The organism is Nocardia bhagyanarayanae, assembly GCF_006716565.1.
In the GTDB taxonomy this organism is placed as follows: Bacteria; Actinomycetota; Actinomycetes; order Mycobacteriales; family Mycobacteriaceae; genus Nocardia; species Nocardia bhagyanarayanae.
On record NZ_VFPG01000002.1, the window covers coordinates 462,024 to 483,003 of the forward strand.

The window sequence follows — 20,980 nt, forward strand, 5'->3', positions numbered from 1 at the left end:
TTGCGTGACGGATTCTGTTGCCGGTACCTGCGATCCCGCGTTCCGGGAGGTGCGGGAGGTATTCGCGGCCAGCTTCGCCGACGGGCAGAATCGTGGGGCCGCGGTGGCGGTGTTCGCCGGCGGACGCCCGGTGGTGGATTTGTGGGGCGGCGTCGCGGACGAGCGCAGCGGGCGGCCGTGGTCGGCCGATACGCCGTGCGTCGCGTTCTCCTGCACCAAGGCGGTCACCGCAACCGCCGCGCTGCTGGTCATGGAGCGCGCGGGGACCGGGCCCGAAGAGCCGGTGCGGCGCTGGTGGCCGGAGTTCGCCGCGCACGGTAAACACGCGATCACCGTCGAGGATCTGCTGACCCATCGCGCGGGCCTGCCCGTCTTCGAGCGGCCGCTGACCAAGTTCGACGCGGCCGATCCCGCCGCCATGGCGGCCGAACTCGCGGGGCAGGCCCCGGTGTGGGAGCCCGGCGCCAAGCACGGCTATCACGCGCTCACCTTCGGATGGCTGGTCGGCGAGCTGGTGCGCAGACGCAGCGGCCGGACCGTCCCGGAGTTCGTCAGGGAGCATTTCGGCGCGGAACTCTGGGCGGGCCCGGACGAGATCTCGCGCGCCGCTCGCCTCGGCTTTCCACCCGCGGCCCAAATGGAATGGCGGACGGAGGATCTGTCCGAGAATCCCGCGGTACGACGACTGGCCGAGGCGTATCGCGATCCCGAGTCGCTGCTGATGCGCGGGTCGACGAATCCCACCGGCTCCTACAACGATCCGACCGTGCTAGCGGGCGGCTGGCCGGGCTCCGGCATGGTCACCACACCGCGCGCGCTGGCCCGGTTCTACCGCGACCTGATCCGCGGCGACCTGCTGCGCCCCGAGACGCTGCGCGACGCCGTGCGCGAACGAGTGCGCGGCGCGGACGAAATCCTCGCCCTGGACAGCGCTTTCGCGCTCGGCTACATGCGCCCGTCGCCGAACTTCCGGCTTCCGAAGAGCGCGCGCGCGACCGCCTTCGGTCATCCGGGAGCGGGCGGCTCGGTCGGCCTCGGCGACCTGGAACACGATCTCGCGCTGGCCTTCATCCCCAACCTGCGCCGCGAAGGACTGGCGGGCGACCGCCGCGCCTACGACCTGGTAGCGGCGGCCTACGCGGCGCTCTAGTTCGACCGGGCGGATGATCATCCGCGAGCTTGGAACGCGACAACCAGGGGATCTTGCCCGCTACCTGACGCCGACCTGAATACGCACGGCCCCTTCGGGTTCGGTGGCCGCCAGCGCCTGGCTGATCAGCGCGCCGAGGTCGATCTGCAGCGCGCTGTGCGCCGCCGCGTCGGCGAGGGGTTGGAGCATCGGCGCGAGCGGCCTCACCTCCGGACCCACCGTGGCGATCCATTCGGTGAGCCGAGTCTGGAATGGCACCAGCCCGTTTCCCTCCAGGTACATCGCGGGCGTGTCGCCGGTCCGCGCCAGGCGGCCCACCGCTTCGGCGATCTGATCGACTCGTTGACCGAACTCGACGAAGGTCGGTGCGGCCGCGCCGAAGGACGGGCCGGTCCAGTCCATGTCCGGCGCGATGGATTGCAGATCCGACATGATGGTCCCGATCCGCGGTGACCGGCTCATGATGGCCGCGGCCAGCAGGTCGGTGGATCTGGCGAGGCCGGGCGTCACCGATTCGGTGCCCTCCATCGCGATGCCGAGGGTGTCGATGAACTCGCCGATCGCGTTCGGGTCGAGCTGGTTCATCACCTGGGTGACCAGGCGCGCGACCTCCGGTGTCGAGAGTGGCGCGCGCACTCGAAGGCCTTCCAGCACTTCGCCTTCGGCCAGGTAGGGCCCATCGTCGGTGTTCGGGGTGAATTCCACGTACGGCTCGCCGAGCGCCGACAGTCCTTCGATGACGACGGTGCTGTTCACCGGCAACCGGTAGCGCCGGTCGAGACCGAAGTCGGCCTCCACCCGCCCGCGCCCGCGCCGCAGCGCGGTGACCTCACCGACCTTCACGCCGCGCAACAGGATCGGCGAACCTACTTCGAGCCCACCGGAATTGGTCAGCACCAGGGTTGCCCGCAGGTCATCGCGCAGCGGCTCCACCCGCACGACGCCGAAGGTGAGATACGCGATACCGAGCACCGTGATGACGGCGATCCCGCCCAGCGACATCAGCGAACCGACCTTCATCGCACCGCTCCGATCATGCGCATCGCCCGGACGATCTGCTCGACCTGGTCGTCGGCGGAAACTTCACCGGAATTCACCGTCGCGCCAACGATGTTCACCTTCGGCCCGCGTTCGACGAACGGGATGATCCGATCGCGGATCAGCGCCACGAGGGCATTCAGATTCGACGGCGCGCCGAGATCGAGCGGCCGCGACGTGAGCGCCAACGGAACGAACGCGCGGGCCGCGGCATCGCCGGCCTGCGCCAGCGGGGCCAGCCACACCAGGGAGTGCGCGACACTGCCGAGCGCGCCCAATACACCGACGACATCGACGATGGACGCAACCGAGGCTGAAACCTGTTCGACAGCGGGCTCGGTCAGCAGTTCGGCGACCTGCGGACCCATCTGGTTCACCACGGCGGAATCGGCGGTCAGCGCGTCGAGGAAGATGTCGACCTCCCGCAGGTGCTCGGCGAGATCGATCGCATTGGCGCCCACCGTTTCCGAGATCCGTGCCGTCTCGGCGGGATCGGCGGGCAGCACGGTGTTCAGCCGGTCGACGATCTCCTGGAACTGGCTGATCGCCCCACCCTGCGCGAACGTCGCGATGCCCGCCATGGTGTCCTCGATCTGGGTGGCCGGGACCGTCTGCGCGCGCGGGATGGTTCCGCCCGCGGCGAGGATCGAACCGAAGCCGCCGGGCGGGGTGGCCAGCGCGATATGGATGTCGCCGAGCACCGTGTTCTGCCGCAGCTGGGCGAGGGTGCCGGCCGGAATTCGCACCGACTTATCGATCTCCGCCTCCACGACGACATAACCGCCGCTGCCGTTCGTCGCGGCCGGATCGACCACGGTCACCCCGGTGACATTGCCGACCTGAGCCCCGTTGGCCATGACCTTCGCCCGCGCGGGCAGGTTCAGCGCGTTGGCGAACTCGATGCGGATCGGATACGTCGGCCCCGACACCGAGGCCCCCGGCACCGGGACCGAGGCCGGATCGAACGCGCAGCCGCCGAGCAGCGTGGCCGCGAGCAGCGCGGCGAGCAAGCCGCGGTGAATCCTCCGAGCCATCAGCGCGCTCCCGCCATACCCAGGACCCAGTGCACCAGGTCGACCTGCGGTTTGCCCTCGGCCGACGCGCCGCAGCGCCCGGGCGAGATCGCGTTGATCGCCGCACACACCTTTTCCGCATCCTGTTCGGGTAGGGCCACTTTCGGTGGCAGATAGGCGATGCCGGTCGCTGTCACGGTGCCGACAGCCGCGGTGAGCGCGGGGATCTTGGTGACGATGTCGCGCAGGCTGTCCACGTTGTCGCGCAGCAGCCGCACCAACGGCACGGTGGCGTCCAGCACTCGGAAGATCGGATCGCCGAACATGCTCGTGATCTCGTTGAGCATCGGCAGCAACCGCTGGAAGCTGTCGATGATCTCGACGGTCCGGCCGAACAGTTCGTCGTTCACCTGGCCGAGCACGTCGGAGAGGCGCAGCAGCATCGACTTGATGTCGCCCCAGCGGGCCGCCACACTGCCCGACAGCGAGGACAGCGCGTCGATGAGGCCGGCCAGATGGCCGATGGCGGCATCCGGGGAGTTCGACGCGGCGCCCAGCTTGCGGACGATCTCGTTGAGCTGCGGGCCGGTACCCGCCGTCGCCGCGTTCAGCGCGCCGATGCCGCGCGCCAGCGCGTTCTGTTCGCCGCCTTCGGGACCCAGCACCTCACCGGACAATTCGGCTAGGGCACCGAGCGTTTCCGTCATGCTCTTCGGGGTCAGCGTCTTGGTCAGGCACCGCGCGGAATCCCAACGTGTGGTGGCATTCTCGGTGTTCACCAGCGCGAGTTCACGATCGGCGACGATGGTGTCGGAAACCGTCGTGGCCGCGGCGCCCGCGAGCAGCGGGTGATCGGCGTCGACGGTGAACTCCACCCGAACAGAGGTGGGCGACGGCTCGATGGCGGTCACCTCACCGACCGGTAGACCGCGCATGGTGACGTGATTGCCGACGTACAGGCCGATCGTGTCCGGCATCAGCGCGCAGTAGGTCTCGGTCCTCTTGAAGGGTTCCGCGGCCACCACATACGCGGCCGCCGCCACCCCTACGATCACCAAAGCTCCCGCGACGGACATGAATCCACGCGATCCGAGGACTTTCAGCAGCATCAGCAGACCCTCCCGGCCACGGGCACGCAGATCGGTTCGGCCTGCGGCGGCGCCTGCACGGTGGTGTTCGACTGATCGATCACGACCTCGCCCTCGTGGGGAACGAGCTGCTCGAGGCGCTGGCCGAGCGCGTGCACATCGTCGATCACCGGTTGCAGACGTTCACCGAGCCGCTCCAGTTCCGGCACCGCCGCGGCCAGCCGCTCGGCCATCGGCCGGAGCGTGCCGCCCCAGGCGGGCTGCAGTGCGCCGAGCCTGCTGATCACCCGGTCCAGCGCCTCCACCGCCGTGCGCACCTCGGTGCGTTTGTCGGCCAGCAACGTCTCGAGCAGGTCGACCTTGTCCACCAACCGTCCCAGCTCGCCTTTCGCGGCGCCGACGGCGGTGAGGTATTCGTCCGCGATACCGATGGCTTTCGCGACGTCGGCCCGCTGCTGATCGAGCACGTCGACGAAATGCTCGACGCCGTCGAGCGTGCGACGCAGGCTGTCCGGGCTCGCCTCGAGCGAGTCCGCCATCGCGGCCAGATTGTCGCGCAGGCCGTCGCCGTCGACACGGCGGATCGGTTCGACGGCGTCCTGGAAGGCCTGAATCAGGCTGTAGGGCAGGCGGACTCGATCCGAAGGGATGGTGCGGGAGCCGAGCGGGACGTTTCCGGCGGGGAACAATGCCACGTAGTGCCCGCCGACGATCGTCAGCATGCGAATGTCCAGCGAGGTCTCCCTGCCGACGAAGACCGACGAGTCGACGGTGAACGTCATCAGCACCCGATCCTGTTGCAGCTCCAGCGCTTCGACGCTGCCGACGGAGATGCCCGCGAGCCGCACGTCGTCGCCGGGACGCACCGACTGGGCCTCGGTGAGCTCGGCCGTGTAGGTGTGCTTGCCGAACGGCACCGCGTACAGCACCGCGACCGCCGCCATGGCCAGCGCGACCAGCAGCACGCCGAGCACGCCGAGGCGCAGGTCCCGCCTGCGGGTGGCGGCCTCGTCACGGCGCGGCCGGTCCCGATCGGACCAGCGCGCGACGCGCGTCATCCCTTGCATATCGCCACCTTCTGGCCCGCGATCAGCACGTCGAGCGCGCCGGGGACGTCGGCCCGGCCGCGGCTGCACGTCAGAGCGGTGCTCGATGCGGTCGCCGGAAGCGCCTCGCGCAGACCGGCCAGCAGGGCGGGCAGCCTGCCGAGCAGGTCGACGAAGACCCGCGGGTCCGGGAACAGCGTGTGCACGATGGTGTCCAGATCGGGGTTGGCGTCCTCGGTGAGCCCGAGCGTGGCGAGCAGCGAGTCGACCGGATCGAGGACCGGCGGCGCGGTGACCGCGAAATCGATCAGGCCGGTGATCTTGATTTGCAGCGAGGTGAAGACGTCGGCCAGCTTGCCGAGCAGGGTCACCAAATGCGGTGAGCGCCCACCGATCTGGTCCGAGATCTTGGACAAGTTCCTGATCAGCGTCGAGATCACCTGCTGCCGGTCGGTCGCGTAACTGCTGAGCGTGCCGATGGCGTCGAGCGCGGGACCGATACCGTTGCCGTTGCCCTCGATCACCGCGAGCATGCTCTCGCTGAACTGGTTCACCGTCTCGGGTGAGAGCGTGGCCAGCACCGGCTTCAGGCCGTTGAACAGGCTGGTCACGTCGAACGAGGGCACCGTGCGGTCGGTGCCGATCGTCGATCCCGGTGCGGTGCGGCCTGTCGGCGTGTTCTGCTGTTGCAGATCCACGTATCGCTGGCCGGTGAGGTTCTGGTAGCGGATCGCGAACCTGGAGTTGTCGTAGACCGGCGAGGCGCGGCGCACGCTGATGCCAACCATGGCCTGATTTCCTTGCAAGGCAATGGTTTCGACCTTGCCGACCTGGACGCCGAACATGCGCACGTCGTCACCGGTCTTCAGGCCGTTGGCGTCGGTGAAGACCAGCCGATAGCTGTCGGTGTCGCCGGACACCGGGCGCTGGATCGCGGTGATCACCAGCGCGAGCACCGCCGCCATCGCACCCGCGAACAGCGCGAGCCGCAGACCCGCCGCGCGGACCGAGATCATCACCGGCCTCCCGCGTCTCCGAGCAGCGGCGCGAGGACCGGCACCGTCCGCACGTCGATGTCGACGTTCAGGACGGGGCCGTCCGGGGTCTCGGGCATGGCCGAGCGCAACCGATCGAGCAACTCGCGCAGTTCGGCACTCGACTGCTCCGGCGTCGACACCATCCCGGCGGCGGCCGCGAGAATGGGCGTCAGCATCGCCGCGTACTCGGCGAACTCGTCACCCGCGCGGTACATCGTCCTTTCGAAGGCGGGAAAGAGTTGCTCGACGACCGTGTCGATGGTCGCGTCGAAGCGCTCGCGGTCCGTGCGCAGCACCGGAATTCGATAGACCTGATCGATCACCTGCAAGGTCGCGCCGACGAACGGCGCCGCGCCGCCCAGCGCCGAGCCGAACTGGCCGAGCTGATACGACATCGGCAGCGTCTGCGCGTCGGCGACCGTGCGGGCCAGCACCACCATCGACTGCAGCAGCGGCGTGAACGCGCGGATGTCACCCGCGAGCTGGGCGAGCACCGAGGTCAGCTGCGCGGTGAGCACCTCGTTGCTCACCTGGGAGACGCTGCGCAACAGGCTGCCCATCGTCGCGTCGTAGGCGGCCGCGGCGTTCGGACCGGTCAGGTCGATCACCGTGCCCGGCCGCAGGGGCGCACCGCCCGGTCCGGCACGCAGCTCGAGCTCGCTGATGCCGAAGACGTTCCCGGTGGCGTAGTCGACGCGCAGGCTGTCGTCGAGGCCGTCCAGGCGAGAGTCGTCCAGCCGCAACGTGATCCGCTGCGTGCCCTGCTGGTCGGGTGCGATCTCGGCGACCTCGCCGACCAGCACGCCGTCGGCCCTGACCTGTGTACCCGCGACCACCCCGTCACCGATCTGCTCGGTGTGCAACGAGATTCGCAGTCCGTCCTCCTCGCGGACGCCGTCGTAGACGCGCCAGCCCGCGCCGACACACACGACCGCCGCCAGCAAGACCGCCCCGGTTCGCATCGACATCGTGCGGTCGATCGCGACACCGGGCATTCCGTAATTCGGCATTCCTACCCCGTGAAACTGATGGCGGCGTTGAAGCCCCACAGAACGATGGACAAGACCATGTCGACGGCGATGATGGCCACGAAGCTCGCGCGCACCGCGCGGCCGGACGCGACGCCGACGCCTTCCGGGCCGCCGGTGGCGAAAAACCCGTAGTAGCAATGGATCAGGATGACCACGGTGCCGAAGATCGCGACCTTGATCACCGCGGCGATCACGTCGAATCCGGACACGAACTGGAAGAAGTAGTGGTCGTAGACGCCCGCGGACTGGCCGTGCACCAGCGTGATGAGCCCGCGGCAGGCGAGGTAGGACAGGATCAGCGCGATCAGGAACGTCGGCACGATCGCGATGGCGCCCGCGATCACGCGCGTCGTCACCACGAACGGTACCGAACGCAGGCCGAGCGCCTCCAGCGCATCGATTTCCTCGGAGATGCGCATCGAACCGATCTCGGCGGTCATCCGGCAGCCGGCCTGCGCGGCGAACCCGATCGCGGCCGCGATCGGCGCCAGCTCGCGGGTCGTCGCGAAGGCCGAGATCAGCCCGGTGACCGGACCCATGCCGAGCATGTCGAGGGTGGCGAACGACTCGACGCCGACCGACGCACCCATCGCGGCGCCGAGCACGATCATCATCGGCACGGTTCCGCCGCCGACGATCACCGAGCCGCGGCCCCAGGTCATGTCGGTGATGGCGCGCATGGTCTCCGCGCGGTAGTGCGTGACCGCCAGCGGGATGGAACTCAGTGCCTGCCAGACGAATCCGGCCGCGAAGCCGAGGGCCTCCAGTGGCCGCGACGGCCGGGTCGCGCGCAGTCTGCGGGTCAGCCTGCCGAGTCCGGCGGGGACGTAGGAGGACGCGGTCATCAGGCCAGCCTCGTGGGCAGGAACATCGCGGTCACCTGCGTCAACAACAGGTTCACACACACGATCGACACCACCGACAACACCACCGCCGCGTTCACCGCATCAGCCACACCCCGCGGACCACCCTTGGCCTCCAACCCCCGCTGACAAGCGATGATCACCACCAAAAACCCGAAGATCAACGCCTTCACCAACGACATCCACACATCCGCGGTCGTGGTGAACGACCCGAACGTCGCCCAGTAACTACCCGGGGTGACCCCCTGCCCACCGATCGCCACCGCATACCCCGCCAACACACCCACGAAAATGATCAACACGTTCAACAACGGCGCCACCACCACCATCGCCACCAACCGCGGAATCACCAACCGATGAACCGGCGAGATCCCCATCGTGTGCAACGCATCGATCTCCTCCCGGATCGTGCGCGCACCCAGATCCGCCGCGATCGCCGCCGCCCCCGCACCACCCAGCAAAAACCCCGTCGCCATCGGCGCACCCTGCTTGATCACCCCCAACCCACCGGTCGCCCCCAACAACGAATCCGCACCCAACGTGTGGATCAGATTGCCCACCTGGATCGACACGATCACCCCGAACGGAATCGCCATCAAGATCGCCGGCACCGTCGTCACCGTGACCAACCGCCACGCCTGCAAGATCACCTCACGCCACTGCAACTCCCGCCGCGCGAGATCACCGACCGCCCCCACCACCGACTCCTGCGCCATACCCACCGCACGACCGAACGTCCGCAACGACGACACGACAGTGTCGGAGAAATTCTCGCGAACGGTGCGCAACATCGCTGGACCACCCCCGTCGGCCGCGGCCGCTCGCGAAATATCGCGGAAGGTCCCCACCAAGTTCGCCGCTCCCTTTCCGCACTGCTCGGGTTGTGACTCGAGCCATAGCCCGGCCGCTGTCCGAATCTAGGGGGATGCCGCGATGCTTGTCACTGCACTTCGGCGAGAAGATCGACCATGCCGATTCGTTTCGAGAGACTAAGCGCGCCAAAACCGCAACGGATCGCGCCAGCTCACCGACGAGCGCGGCAGCTCGATTCGCGCCGCGCCGCGCCGCGCTCGGTCGAGTGAGCTGATCGCGGCCATCGGGGAACTTGCAGCAACATCGGGTCGCGGTCAAAATGCCGCAATGCCCGCAGTGCAGTCACCGCTCTCGATCGACGCTCCGATCATCACCCGGCTCCTTCCGCGCCTCACCGATCTGTTCACCGAATTGCTCGATGCCGGGATCGCGGCGATCCCGGGCGCCGAGGCGTTGCCCGCAGGGCATTTCAACGACGAGGTCGTTCCGGCGATCGTCGCGGGGGCCGGGGCGTTCCTCGCGGCGCTCGAAGAGAAGCGGGCTTGCACACCCGAGGAAGTTGCCGAGTGGGTCGTGCCGGTGGTGCAGCGGCATGCCGAAGACCGAATTCCATTGCGCGCGTTGATCCAAGCGCTGTTCGGATCGGTGCGGCACCTCTGGCGCGAGGCGGGGACGCTCGCCGAACCCGACGACCTGCGGGACCTGCTCGCCTTCTCCGACCTGCTGCTGGATCTGCTCGCCAATATGACCGTCTCCATGGCCGAGACGCACAGCGACGTGGAGCAGTCGATCTACGGCAGCGAACGGGAGGCGCGCAGGCTGCTGTGCGCGGCCTTGCTCCGCGGCGTCGAGACCGCCGAACTGGCCGCCCGCGCCGACATCGCACTGGCGGATCGCTACGACGTGCTCGCCATCCAGGTCGTCCCGTACAACCAGGCGGATCCGCGGGTCGACACGGTGGTGGCCCGCCGCCGAATCCGGCTGGTGCAGCAGGTGCTCGACACCCTCGCCGCGACAACGGCGCTGAACACCTTCGACGGCACGACCGGTATCGCGCTGCTGCCGACGGCCGCCGACCCGTCGATCGATCCGCCGTACGGGGAACTGGGCGCGGCGCTCGCGGCTCGGCTCGGCAGTTCGGTCGTCGTCATCGACGCCGGATCGGTACCGCGCGGCGAACTGGTGTCCGCCGCGAGCGAGGCCGCCGAACTCGGCGATCTCGCCAGAGCGCTCGGTCTCCCGACGGGCACCTACGAGCTGGACGACCTGATGCTGGAGTACCAGCTGACCCGTCCGGGACGCTCTCGAGAACGGTTGGCGCAGCGCATCGTTCCGCTCGAGCCGTACCCGCATCTGCTGGAAGCGCTGGACGCGCACATGCGGCACGGCGCCGATCGCAAGGCGGCGGCGGCCGAAGTGCACCTGCACCCCAACAGCTTCAGCTACCGCCTGCGTCGCGTCGCCGAACTCACCGGCTTCGACCCCTCCGATCCCACCGAATCCCGGCTGCTCGCGGCGGCATTGATGGTCTACCGCCTCTACCCGCCGACCGCCGCGGCGGCGGATCCGACCTGACCCGCGATTCGTTCCGCGTGACTAACGCGGCAGGCCGTATTCTCGTATCGATGCAGTGACACCGACTCAGACGGTTGCCGATACTTGTGCCAGGATCACAACGCGGGTCGTCGGCGTTGCGCGAGCTAGAGGCGCTCGTGCGGGGGCGAGGACCCAGGACGAGAAGGGCTGCCACCATGAATTCGGTCGACGTCGACCGTTCCGCCTCACGCCCCCAACCGAATCCGCTGCGCACCGACTTCGCGGGCGGCAGTTTCCGTTCCCGCGTTCTCGACGCGGCGATCCGGTACTCCGTGCGGCCGTTCATCGCCCTCTGGTCGCGCTACCCGGATCTGCCGTGGCCGTACGGTGCGATCGATCATCTGGGACGGGTGCTGCGCACCGCGCCCGGCCTGAGCCGTCGGCGTGTCGCGTTGCCGCACTGCGGAGCCGAGCTGACCACGCCTCGGATCGTCGACGAATCCCGGTTCGTGCTCTACCTGCACGGCGGGGCGTTCCTCGTCGGGAACCGGACCCTGCACCACCAGATGATCGGGCGCTTCGCCGACATGCTGGGGGCGCGCACCCTCGCGGTCGGCTACCGGAAGATGCCCAAACACGGTATCGCCGAGGCCGTTTCGGACTGCGTCGACGGCTATCGGCACGCGCTGGAGATGGGTGTCGCGCCGGAGAACATCACCCTGATGGGCGATTCCGCGGGCGGGTACCTCGTCTTCGCGACGGCGTTGGAGATCCGGCGGCAGGGTCTGCCGATGCCCGCCGCGATCGTCGCCATGTCGCCGCTCACCGACTGGGATCATTCCGCCAAGCTCGCCGCGCCCACCGGCGGTGTCTGCGCGGTCTTCCCGGTCCGCGCCGTGCCGATCTTCGGTGCGCTCGCCGAGCGCACCTGCGGGACAATGCCTTTGGTGTCGCCCGCGCGCGCCGACCTGACCGGATTGCCGCCCACCCTGATTCAGGCCAGCTCCAGCGAATTCGTCTATCCCGACGCCGAGCTCATGGCCGAACGCCTCGCCGCCCACGGCGTGCCCTGTGAACTCCAGATCTGGCCGGGGCAGGTGCACGTCTTCCAGGCGGCGGCCTCGATCGTCCCGGAAGCCGCCGAGGCGGTCCGCGAGATCGGCGGCTTCCTCGACCGCACGCTCCGGCAGCGTGCCGAGCGCCGCACCGCCTGATCGCGAACAACCCAGCCAGTCAACCGCTTTCGACACCAAGGAGCCACGACCGGGATGACCGATCCGAAACGTGAGCTGCTCGCCGAACTGGCCGAGCCGCGCGAGATCATCGACCAGCTCACCGACGAGGAGGCCAGGACACTGTCGACCCTCCTGCGACGCGCCGAACAACAGCAGCGGCACAGCCTCGACGCGGCCATCGACGCCTCGCTCGAGGTGCTGCCACGGCTCGTGCGCATCCCGGCCCGCAAAATCCTGTTCGGAAAGTAGGCGAGACGATGACCGATCTGCTGACCCGCGGCCAGCTGGAGATGCTGGCGCAGACGCTCGACGCCGACCCCGCCGACCTCGCGAGCTTGACCCGGCTCGGCGCGCAGAACCTGCGCGAATTGCGGGAGCGAATCTCCGACCGGCTCTTCGACGCGCACGCGGCCACTTTCGCCAGGGTGAGCAAACTCGCACCGCTGGTGCCCAACGCGCTCGCCGCCAAGGTGGTGCTGAAAGCCGTGCCCGCCGAGGTCGGCGGCCGCGCCGGGGGAGCCGTCGGGATCGATCACCCGGACCGGGCCGCCGGGCTGCTCGGCGAACTCACGCCGGAGTACATGGCCGACGCCGCGCCCTATCTCGATCCGAGGGCCATCCCGGTGCTCGCCCCTCGGATGCCCGCGGAGGTGCTGGTGCCCGCGGCGAACGAGCTGCTGCGCCGCCGCGACTACGTCACCTCCGCGCGTTTCGTCGAGCACGCCACCGACGAATTGATCCGTGGTTTCGAGCGCGGCATCGCCGACGACGAAGGGCTGTTGCGCACCGCGGCGCTGACGCCGTCGGCCGACCGGCTCAACGACGTCGTCCGAGTGCTGCCCGCCGCGCGCCGCAGCGCCATCGTCCGTGCGGCGTCGGCGAGTTCGGACGAGACGTTGATCGCCGGAATCTCGGTGCTGTCCCGGCTCGAGCCCGGCCTGCGCCACGATCTCGGCGGTGAGTTCCTCGACGGACTCGACGAGGCGGGACTCGACCGGCTGCTCACCGTCGCCGCCGACGGCGAAGCGGTGGTGGAGCTGCTCACAGTGCTGGCCGCCGTCGACGAACGCCACTTGCGGCCCATCGCCGAGCGGTTGAGCCGAGGCGACGGCGCCCTCGCCGGCACGCTGCTCGACCAGGCGACCACCCCGGCGGCCCGCGGCACGCTGCGCGCCATCGGCGAGATGCTCGAGCCGCCGGAGCGCGATCGCTTCACCCGCCTGCGGGAAGGGGCCGAGTGACGGGCGCCGTCTTTTCGGGCACGCCTTCGGTGTGACCCGTCCGGCGCCAGAGCACGATTCGATCCCGGCGCGGCCACGGCGCGCGCGCAGGTCCGCGCGGGGTCGGGGTCACCTGGCACACTTGGTTGGGTGATTTCGGCACCTCAGCGCAGCACACCGGCCTCGGCGCACGAATCCGGCCTCGCGCGCGGGGTCGGCGCCGGGATGCTGCGCTGGGCACGCAGGATCCTGATCGCCGCGGTGCTCGCGGCCCTGGTGTTGATCGGCGGCACGGCTTTTCGGGTCTGGCAGGTCGCGCGGATCGACGACTACACCAAGGCCGACGCGATCGTCGTGCTCGGCGCCGCGCAGTATTCCGGCACGCCGTCCTCGGTGTTCGAGGCCCGCCTCGACCAGGCGTATCGGCTGTTCCAGGCCGGAGTCGCGCCGCGCGTGATCACCGTCGGCGGCAAGCAGGAGGGCGATCTCTACACCGAGGCCGCCTCCGGCAAGAACTATCTGCAGCGGCGCGGCGTACCGGCCGACCGGATTCTGGCCGTCGAGACCGGTTCGGACACGCTGCGCAGCGTCGAGGCCGTCGCCCTCGCCATGAAGGCGCGCGACATGTCCTCCGCCGTGCTGGTCAGCGACCCGTGGCATTCGCTGCGCACGCGCACCATGGCCCGCGACGCCGGGCTGCACGCCTGGACCGCGCCGACCCGCACCGGACCCGCCGTCTACACCCGCGAATCCCAGGCGCACGGCATCGCCAGGGAAACCTTCGCGCTGCTGTGGTACCAGCTGACGCACTTCTCCGCCGACTTCTCCTACACCGCGGGGCAGTGACGCCGATGGACAGCTACACCGACCACGACCGGGAACGGATGGCCGCCGAGCGCACCAAGACGGCCGGCCTCGCCCCGCCGCGCAGCGAGTTCGAGAACGGCCACCGCACCGAGTTCGCCCGCGACCGTGCGCGCGTCCTGCACTCCGCGGCGCTGCGCAGGCTCGCCGACAAGACCCAGGTGATGGGTCCGCGCGATGGCGACACCCCGCGCACCCGGCTCACCCACTCGCTGGAGGTCGCCCAGATCGGCCGCAGCATCGCCGACGGACTGCGTTGCGACCCCGACCTGGTCGACTTGGCCGGGCTCGCCCACGACATCGGCCACCCGCCCTACGGCCACAACGGCGAGAAGGCCCTCGACCAGTTCGCCGACCGGCACGGCGGTTTCGAGGGCAACGCCCAGAACTTGCGCATCCTGACCCGGCTCGAGCCCAAGGTGCTCACCCCCGACGGTGCCAGCGCCGGGCTGAACCTCACCCGCGCCGCCCTCGACGCGGCGATCAAATACCCTTGGGGCAGAACGGGTTCCGGCACCAAGTTCGGCGCCTACGACGTCGACGTGGACCGGCTGGCCTGGATACGCAAGGGCGCGCCCGACCGCAGGCGCAGCCTGGAATGCCAGATCATGGACTGGTCCGACGACGTCGCCTACTCGGTGCACGACGTCGAGGACGGCATCATCGCGGGCCGCATCGATCTGCGCGCCCTCGCCGACCCGTCCGAACAGCGGGAACTGGCGCGCATGGGCCACGCCCAGCACCCCACCCTCACCGTGGACGACCTCGTCCAGGCCGCCCAGCGCCTCTCCGAACTGCCGGTGATCGCGGACGTCTTCCACTACGACGGCACCCTCACCGCCTCGGTCGCGCTGAAACGTCTCACCAGCGAGCTCGTCGGCCGCTTCGCCACGGCCGCCATCATGGCCACCCGCACCGTCGCGGGCGCCAAGCCGCTGTCCCGCTACGACGCCGACCTCGAGATCCCGCCCGTCGCCGCCGCCGAAGTCGCCATGCTGAAGACCGTCGCCCTGCGCTACGTCATGTCCGACCCGGACCACCGCCGCAGGCAGGCCGCCCAGCGCGAACGCATCCTCGCCGTAGCCACCCGCCTGCACGCCGAAGCCCCCCGCCACCTGGACCCCCAACTCCTCCCGTGGTGGGACGCCGCCACCACCCCCACCGCCCAGATCCGCGTCGTCGTCGACCAGATCGCCTCCTACACCGAAAGCCGCCTCGAACGCCTCGCCACCTACTTCGGCGTTTGACGTAATCATTACGTCATTACGTCATTACGTCATTACGTCATCGCGTCGCAGGCGCAAGTCCTGGCCGCCGACATCGCACTCCGCCCCAGCCCATGCGGGCGCGCCGGACCGTCGCCTGGTCGACACGGCCGGTTTCGGTCGGTCGTGCACTGCGGTTGGTCGACCGCGGAAGACCGCCGCCCGGAGAGTCGATGCCGGTGCCTCGGGTGCGGCCGGACTGGCTAGACTCGTCGCGTGGCCGGACGACTCCCTGATCGCGATATCGCGGCAATACGCGAACGCGTCCGGATCGAAGACGTGGTGGGGGAGTACGTCGCGCTGAAGCGGGCGGGCGCGGACTCGATGAAGGGGCTTTGTCCGTTCCACGACGAGAAGTCGCCGTCGTTCCACGTGCGGCCCAACCACGGTTTGTTCCACTGCTTCGGCTGCGGCGAGGGCGGGGACGTCTACAAGTTCTTGCAGAAGATCGAGCACATCGGCTTCGTCGAGGCCGTCGAGCAGATGGCCGACCGGATCGGCTACCAGATCAACTACGAGGGCGGCGGCACCTCGGTGCAGCGCGACCGCGGCACCCGCGCCCGCCTCGTCGCCGCCAACGCCGCCGCGCACGAGTTCTACATGGCGCGGCTGCGCGAGCCGGAGGCCGAGGCGGCCCGCAAGTTCCTCACCGACCGCAGCTTCGACGGCAACGCGGCCCTCCAGTTCGGCTGCGGCTACGCACCGGACGGCTGGGACACGCTCACCAAGTACCTGCTCCGCAAAGGCTTCGATTTCAAGGAGCTGGAGGCGGCGGGCCTGTCCAAGCAGGGCAAGCGCGGCCCCATCGACCGCTTCCACCGCCGCCTGCTCTGGCCGATCCGCAACCTCGGCGGCGAGGTAATCGGCTTCGGCGCCCGCAAGCTCTTCGACGACGACACCATGCCCGGCAAGTACATCAACACGCCGGAAACCTTGCTGTACAAGAAGTCTCAGGTGCTGTTCGGCCTCGATCACGCCAAGCGCGAGATCGCCAAGGGCCGCCAGGCCGTCGTCGTCGAGGGCTACACCGACGTCATGGCCATGCACCTGGCGGGCGTGAAAACCGCCGTCGCCTCGTGCGGCACCGCCTTCGGCGACGAGCACATGGCGATCCTGCGCCGCCTGCTGATGGACGACAACTTCTGGCGCGGCGAGATCATCTACACCTTCGACGGCGACGCGGCGGGCCAGGCGGCCGCACTGAAGGCCTTCGCGGGCGACCAGAAGCTCGCGGGCCAGACCTACATCGCCGTCGCTCCCGACGGTCAGGATCCGTGCGAGCTGCGTCAGCGCTCCGGCGACGGCGCCGTCCGCGATCTGATCGCGCGTCGAACACCGCTGTACGAGTTCGTGATTCGCGGCCTGCTCGCCGAACACAATCTGGACCAGGTGGAAGGCCAGGTGGAGGCGCTACGCCGCGCGGTCCCGGTGGTCGCGCAGATCAAGGACAACGCGACCCGCAAGGCCTACGCCACCCGCCTCGCCGGCTGGGTCGGCTGGGACGACATCCAGACCGTGGTGCGCCGCGTCGGCGAGGAAGCCAAACGCAACCGCCTGGGCGGTCCGCGTCGAGCCGAGACCCCCGCGCCGAGCACCAAGGTCACCGAACACCCCGCCGCCCGCCCCAACCCGAACGACCCGACGCTGCTGCCGCAACGCCAAGTCCTCTGCGCCGCTTTGCAATACCCGGCGATCGCGGGCACCGTGTTCGACGCGCTGGAGACCGAGGCGTTCACCCACCCCGCCTACGTCGCGGTGCGCACCATGATCGCCGAAGCGGGCGGCGCGTCCGCGGGACTGAGCGGCGCGGAGTGGGTCAACGCCGTCGCCGACGGCACCGATGACCTCACCCTGCGCGCCCTGGTCTCCGAACTGGCCAACGCGCCCCTGCCGGTGAAATCCGTCGACGACATCCCGCGCTTCATCACCGGCGTGCTCGCCCGCGCCCAGGAGGCGTGGGTCGGCCGTCAGATCGCGACGCTCAAGTCCAAACTGCAGCGGCTCTCCGCGACCGAACAGCCCGACGCGTATATGGCGTTGTTCGGGGATCTGGTTGCGCTGGAGCAGTATCGGAAGAGTCTGGAGGCCCAGGCGATGGGCAACTCCGACGATTTCGCACCTGCTTGAGGGTCGCCTGCCGGTCGGTGCGTCGGTTTCGGCGACGTCCTTCGGGTTGTTTCCTGGCGCGGCTGAGCGACGTCTGGACCGCTTCCCGTAGGGCGACCGCGATAGTTCGGCGCGTGACCGAGCGTGGCCGTGCTTGCCGCGCCTACCGAAGGGCCGACCCTGCTGCGGATAGGAGGGACACCCGCCCTGCCCTGGCGGTCACGCGCCGCCGTACTGCGGCTGGGGACGAGGGGCCGTCGGCCTTACTGCTGGCGGACAGAGGCGCCTGGCGGCGCGGCCGAAGGCCGGTCGGGATTCGCTGAGCGGCGCGACTGTTCGAGCGTGGATCGCTCAGCGGCGCAATCTGGCGATTCTCCGAGCAGCGCGACTGTTCGAGCATGAATCATTCAGCGGCAGAACCTGGTTGATTCCCCGTGCGGCACCGCCGACGGCTGTGCCAGGCGTCGAGTCGTTGTAGCTTCCGCGCCCGGAGGAACTCAGCGGCGCAGCTGATCGTGCGGCACCAGCACGGTGGTGCGCTCGTCCAGCGGCACCATCGGCTCCAGCTGCGGGCGCGTGCTCAACTTGTCCGACAGCTTCTGCCGCCCCACCTGCACTAGCTTGCGGGTCACCGGGCTCGAGGTGACGGCGCGGGTCGCCGCGCTGATCTGCTCGTAGCGAGCCCGCCCGGCCTTACTGCCGAGCACATAACCGGCCGCGACGCCGATGATCAACCGCAGCATTCCTCTGAGCTCCTCCCAATCGCCTGTGCGCGGCTACCATCCTGCCCGACGCGACGTCCACCTGTCGATCCGGACCCGAGTTACCCTTGGGACAACTGTGACCCCACCAGTCTCACATGCACCCCGGCATCACCCCAGGTAGACGCGCGATTTGGGAACCCGCCCAGCTATACGCTAAAGTTTCTCCTCGGCCCGCCCAGTACGGGAGAGCCACCCAGGATAGTCCCCTATAGCTCAATTGGCAGAGCAGCCGACTGTTAATCGGCAGGTTTCTGGTTCGAGTCCAGATGGGGGAGCAGAAACAGCAGGTCAGGCCCGTTAGGTGGGCTTGACCTGCTGTTTTTCTCGGAATGTAACCAGGAATACACCAACGTTTCCGGGCCAGACTTCCAACCAGTTGAACGACCTGGCGGTCGTCCCCAAGGTCCACCGTAAAGCGAAGAGCTCATTCGGCTTGATTATTAGCGTCATGGGCTTCACCAAGGACGCGGTCGATGAGTACCACTCGCGGACGCCCTTCATCACGATGGACGGCGCGGATCTCATGTGTGTTCTCGAGGGACGGATCCGTCTCGACGAGCTACTGATTCGTAAGAAGCGTCATGCGAATGACACTGGGCAATGCTACTTCCCAGTCAGCGCGATGTTCTGATCAACCAAATGGGGCTGTGCATGGATAGTGACACCGTGCCCTGCCCACTGGGCGGCTTCCAGCTCGACCTGCCCCACCTATTTGGTTCCAGCGCGACCTTTCCATGCAGCAGCCTGCTGGGCGAAGTACTGGAGGCTGCGAAAGCGTCGGCCTGCTCCGGCACCCGAGGACTATCTGCTCGCAGGCAGTCCTAGCCTGTCGAAGAACGCACGGTTACGTTCCGTGGCCCCATTTACGAGACCATCGAAGCTTATGACCTCGATGTACACCCGTCGTGCATCGTTGAACCCAAAGTACGCGAGGCCGTCCTGGGTCGGACGCAGACTCGCGAGTTCGCAGCGGTCGATCATCTTGGGAGTCAGATCAGCGATTATGTAGCAGAACGCTGGCGCCTCCTCCGACTTCGGAATCGGTCGGCCATCGCTAGTCTTGGCGCCGCCTTCGCGGATCTGCTTCACGTAGCCGAGGCACTGATCGATCGGATTGTTGTCCTCGGAGGCGTCGGTCCGCATGGGGCGCTTGATCTCGACGACGACGATCGAACTGAGCGGGACGCTCTGGCGCTCAGCTGCGAGCACAGCGCTGCCGGCGAGCCGCGTGGCGATGATGTCCGGTTCCTTCGCCGACTTCGAGTCGGTGATGGGCATGCTGTTGAACGTCTTGTCCGACGCGAGATAGTCGTGGAAGGCCAATCTCTCGTCGATGATCCACAGGTTCGAGGCGTCCGTACCGATCTCGTTCGAGTCTTTCCGCATCGGGATCAGCAGATTGTGGATCTCGTCCTCGCGGCAGTACTTGCCCTCGTCGTTCGAGCGGATGAGCTTCGCCAGTACCTCAAGGATCACCCGGCGACGCGCCACGTACGCCGCCAAGTCCGACTGGTTGATGTCGGTGATCTTCGCCAGGTACTCGTCGAGCCGCTCCTGGTAGTCCGCGGGCCGCTCGGCACCGTCTTCGGCGAAGATCTGCTGGGTCTCGGCGAGGGTTTCAGCTTCGAGCTTCTGGAGTTCGCGGTGAAGGACCGCTTCCAGCTCCGTGTTTTTCATCGACGGGTCGACTGTCAGTCCCAGCGATTCCATTCGCTTCAGCAGAGGTCGGTACCGAGGCGAATGATTGCTGACGTAGTCATTAACCCGCGACTTGCCCTCATCCCGGGCCGCCGCCAGCTCATTGGCGAGCAAAATTTCTATCTCGGCGAGCACAGCCGTGCGTACGTCGGCGAGCGTGATCTCACCCTCAATCGTGTTGCCCTCGATGGTGTCGTCGATGTCGAACGCCGTCCTGTCAGCGCGGACGTTGGCGTCGAGGTAGTCGGAGGCGAGGTAGCAGACGTAGGTGAAGTCCGCGCCGTTCTCGTCCTTGAGCCGGCCGTACAGCCCGGGGACCTTCCCGGTGATGTTCTCTTCAGTCACAACGCGGCTCGCGGCGCACCAGTAGAGCCTCGGCGTCTGGTTGCGGGTCGATGACTTCAGGCAGAGGTTGACCATGTCGAACTTCTCCCCCTTGACATCGATCGTCTTCGTCGGCATCTCCGAGTAGACAAACTCGTCCATCAGCTCCCTGAGTAAGACGGTCTCGCCATCGTCGACCACCCTGATCTCGGGCGCGCCGCCAGGCCGCAGGAAGTACCAGATGCAGTGCTCGAACACTTCTCTCGCGATAGCCCCTGCTGTCTTGTGGGCGCTCTTCTGGTACGCGGCGCCGAAGCCGTCCAGCTCGACGATCGTCCCGGTGTCGTCGAGCGTCTCGGCTGGTTCGATGGGCTCTACCTCTCGCTCGACCGAGAACCGAAACTGCCGGCCTTGGAGGGTGCCGTCCTCGCCCTCGTAGGTGCTCTTCACCACCACCTTGCTGAACGCCTTCAACCACAGCAGGCGTCCCACGCCTCGGCATCCGTCGGCCGACTTGTAGTCACTGTCCAGCGTCTCGAACGACTTCATGTTCTCCGCAGTGAATCCCACGCCGTTGTCGGTGACTACGAACCCGATGATTGGCTCCAGCGGAGTACGCCCGGGGCCGGTGATGCCGAGATCGAACCCCACCTGCGGGCTACGCACGATCCTCACGTCGAGGCGCCCCTGGGAGCGGTCCTCCTCGAACCTGGCGTCGATGGCCTGTATCCCGTTGACGACGGCCTCCAGTAGTGGGAGAAGCGCGTGGCTCTTTGGCAAACCGGTGTTCTTGACTCGTCCCCGAAGGGACGTCGTCATCGCCGCCATTTCGTCCTTCTTTCCCATCTCGATGCCGCCCACCGTATTGGCGACGTCAGACAATCCTAGG

19 protein-coding genes and 1 tRNA gene are annotated in these 20,980 nt (G+C 68.1%); 10 read left to right on the plus strand and 10 right to left on the minus strand.

Annotation, left to right across the window (positions count from 1 at the left end):
* The first annotated feature begins 4 nt into the window (after positions 1 to 4).
* On the plus strand, positions 5 to 1,150 hold the full coding sequence (locus FB390_RS28860; RefSeq protein WP_141812391.1) for a serine hydrolase domain-containing protein: 1,146 nt from the start codon (positions 5 to 7) through the stop codon (positions 1,148 to 1,150).
* A 60-nt stretch (positions 1,151 to 1,210) separates the two neighbouring features.
* Here the strand turns inward: FB390_RS28860 and FB390_RS28865 are convergent, their stop codons facing one another.
* Genes FB390_RS28865 through FB390_RS28900 form a run of 8 tightly spaced genes read right to left on the minus strand, consistent with a single transcriptional unit; the run spans position 1,211 to position 9,057 of the window.
* On the minus strand, positions 1,211 to 2,170 hold the full coding sequence (locus FB390_RS28865) for an MlaD family protein (RefSeq protein WP_141812392.1): 960 nt from the start codon (positions 2,168 to 2,170) through the stop codon (positions 1,211 to 1,213).
* Positions 2,167 to 3,222: an MlaD family protein gene (locus FB390_RS28870; RefSeq protein ID WP_141812393.1), complete on the minus strand. Its 1,056-nt coding sequence runs from the start codon at positions 3,220 to 3,222 to the stop codon at positions 2,167 to 2,169. Before FB390_RS28870 ends, FB390_RS28865 begins: the two co-directional genes overlap by 4 nt.
* Complete coding sequence (locus FB390_RS28875; protein WP_141812394.1) at positions 3,222 to 4,310, minus strand: MlaD family protein; 1,089 nt, start codon at positions 4,308 to 4,310, stop codon at positions 3,222 to 3,224. The genes FB390_RS28870 and FB390_RS28875 overlap by 1 nt, the downstream gene beginning before the upstream one ends.
* On the minus strand, positions 4,310 to 5,356 hold the full coding sequence (locus tag FB390_RS28880; protein ID WP_246124437.1) for an MlaD family protein: 1,047 nt from the start codon (positions 5,354 to 5,356) through the stop codon (positions 4,310 to 4,312). Before FB390_RS28880 ends, FB390_RS28875 begins: the two co-directional genes overlap by 1 nt.
* The gene (locus FB390_RS28885; RefSeq protein WP_342780455.1) at positions 5,344 to 6,351 is read right to left on the minus strand and encodes an MCE family protein; all 1,008 of its coding nucleotides are present in this window, start codon (positions 6,349 to 6,351) and stop codon (positions 5,344 to 5,346) included. Before FB390_RS28885 ends, FB390_RS28880 begins: the two co-directional genes overlap by 13 nt.
* Positions 6,351 to 7,382 carry an MlaD family protein gene (locus FB390_RS28890; protein WP_141812395.1) on the minus strand — a complete coding sequence of 344 codons (1,032 nt, stop codon included), beginning with the start codon at positions 7,380 to 7,382 and terminating at the stop codon, positions 6,351 to 6,353. Before FB390_RS28890 ends, FB390_RS28885 begins: the two co-directional genes overlap by 1 nt.
* 2 nt (positions 7,383 to 7,384) lie before the next feature.
* Positions 7,385 to 8,248: an ABC transporter permease gene (locus FB390_RS28895; protein ID WP_141812396.1), complete on the minus strand. Its 864-nt coding sequence runs from the start codon at positions 8,246 to 8,248 to the stop codon at positions 7,385 to 7,387.
* On the minus strand, positions 8,248 to 9,057 hold the full coding sequence (locus FB390_RS28900; RefSeq protein WP_141812397.1) for an MlaE family ABC transporter permease: 810 nt from the start codon (positions 9,055 to 9,057) through the stop codon (positions 8,248 to 8,250). The genes FB390_RS28895 and FB390_RS28900 overlap by 1 nt, the downstream gene beginning before the upstream one ends.
* A gap of 349 nt (positions 9,058 to 9,406) precedes the next feature.
* On the opposite strand from FB390_RS28900, the gene FB390_RS28905 reads away from it, so the two are divergent.
* The 7 genes from FB390_RS28905 (at position 9,407) to dnaG (ending at position 17,326) form a co-directional block, all read left to right on the plus strand.
* Positions 9,407 to 10,654, plus strand: a complete 1,248-nt coding sequence (locus FB390_RS28905) for a PucR family transcriptional regulator (RefSeq protein ID WP_141812398.1) — start codon at positions 9,407 to 9,409, stop codon at positions 10,652 to 10,654.
* Positions 10,655 to 10,830: 176 nt separating this feature from the next.
* The gene (locus FB390_RS28910; protein WP_141812399.1) at positions 10,831 to 11,829 is read left to right on the plus strand and encodes an alpha/beta hydrolase; all 999 of its coding nucleotides are present in this window, start codon (positions 10,831 to 10,833) and stop codon (positions 11,827 to 11,829) included.
* Positions 11,830 to 11,883: 54 nt separating this feature from the next.
* Positions 11,884 to 12,099 carry a hypothetical protein gene (locus FB390_RS28915; protein ID WP_141812400.1) on the plus strand — a complete coding sequence of 72 codons (216 nt, stop codon included), beginning with the start codon at positions 11,884 to 11,886 and terminating at the stop codon, positions 12,097 to 12,099.
* An 8-nt stretch (positions 12,100 to 12,107) separates the two neighbouring features.
* Positions 12,108 to 13,091 (plus strand): hypothetical protein, encoded by a 984-nt coding sequence (locus FB390_RS28920; protein ID WP_141812401.1) that lies wholly within the window; start codon positions 12,108 to 12,110, stop codon positions 13,089 to 13,091.
* 204 nt (positions 13,092 to 13,295) lie between these two features.
* Positions 13,296 to 13,916 (plus strand): YdcF family protein, encoded by a 621-nt coding sequence (locus tag FB390_RS28925; protein ID WP_141813151.1) that lies wholly within the window; start codon positions 13,296 to 13,298, stop codon positions 13,914 to 13,916.
* A 5-nt stretch (positions 13,917 to 13,921) separates the two neighbouring features.
* Positions 13,922 to 15,181: a deoxyguanosinetriphosphate triphosphohydrolase gene (locus FB390_RS28930; RefSeq protein WP_141813152.1), complete on the plus strand. Its 1,260-nt coding sequence runs from the start codon at positions 13,922 to 13,924 to the stop codon at positions 15,179 to 15,181.
* Between the two features lie 234 nt (positions 15,182 to 15,415).
* Positions 15,416 to 17,326 (plus strand): DNA primase, encoded by a 1,911-nt coding sequence (gene dnaG / locus FB390_RS28935; protein ID WP_141812402.1) that lies wholly within the window; start codon positions 15,416 to 15,418, stop codon positions 17,324 to 17,326.
* 476 nt (positions 17,327 to 17,802) lie between these two features.
* Here the strand turns inward: dnaG and FB390_RS28940 are convergent, their stop codons facing one another.
* Positions 17,803 to 18,048, minus strand: a complete 246-nt coding sequence (locus tag FB390_RS28940; protein WP_067787169.1) for a hypothetical protein — start codon at positions 18,046 to 18,048, stop codon at positions 17,803 to 17,805.
* A 223-nt stretch (positions 18,049 to 18,271) separates the two neighbouring features.
* On the opposite strand from FB390_RS28940, the gene FB390_RS28945 reads away from it, so the two are divergent.
* Positions 18,272 to 18,344: transfer RNA gene (locus tag FB390_RS28945), tRNA-Asn, on the plus strand.
* A gap of 101 nt (positions 18,345 to 18,445) precedes the next feature.
* Positions 18,446 to 18,700: a hypothetical protein gene (locus tag FB390_RS28950; protein WP_141812403.1), complete on the plus strand. Its 255-nt coding sequence runs from the start codon at positions 18,446 to 18,448 to the stop codon at positions 18,698 to 18,700.
* Positions 18,701 to 18,870: 170 nt separating this feature from the next.
* Here FB390_RS28950 and FB390_RS28955 read toward each other — a convergent pair whose 3' ends face one another.
* Positions 18,871 to 20,952 (minus strand): ATP-binding protein, encoded by a 2,082-nt coding sequence (locus tag FB390_RS28955; RefSeq protein ID WP_246124438.1) that lies wholly within the window; start codon positions 20,950 to 20,952, stop codon positions 18,871 to 18,873.
* Positions 20,953 to 20,980: the final 28 nt, after the last annotated feature.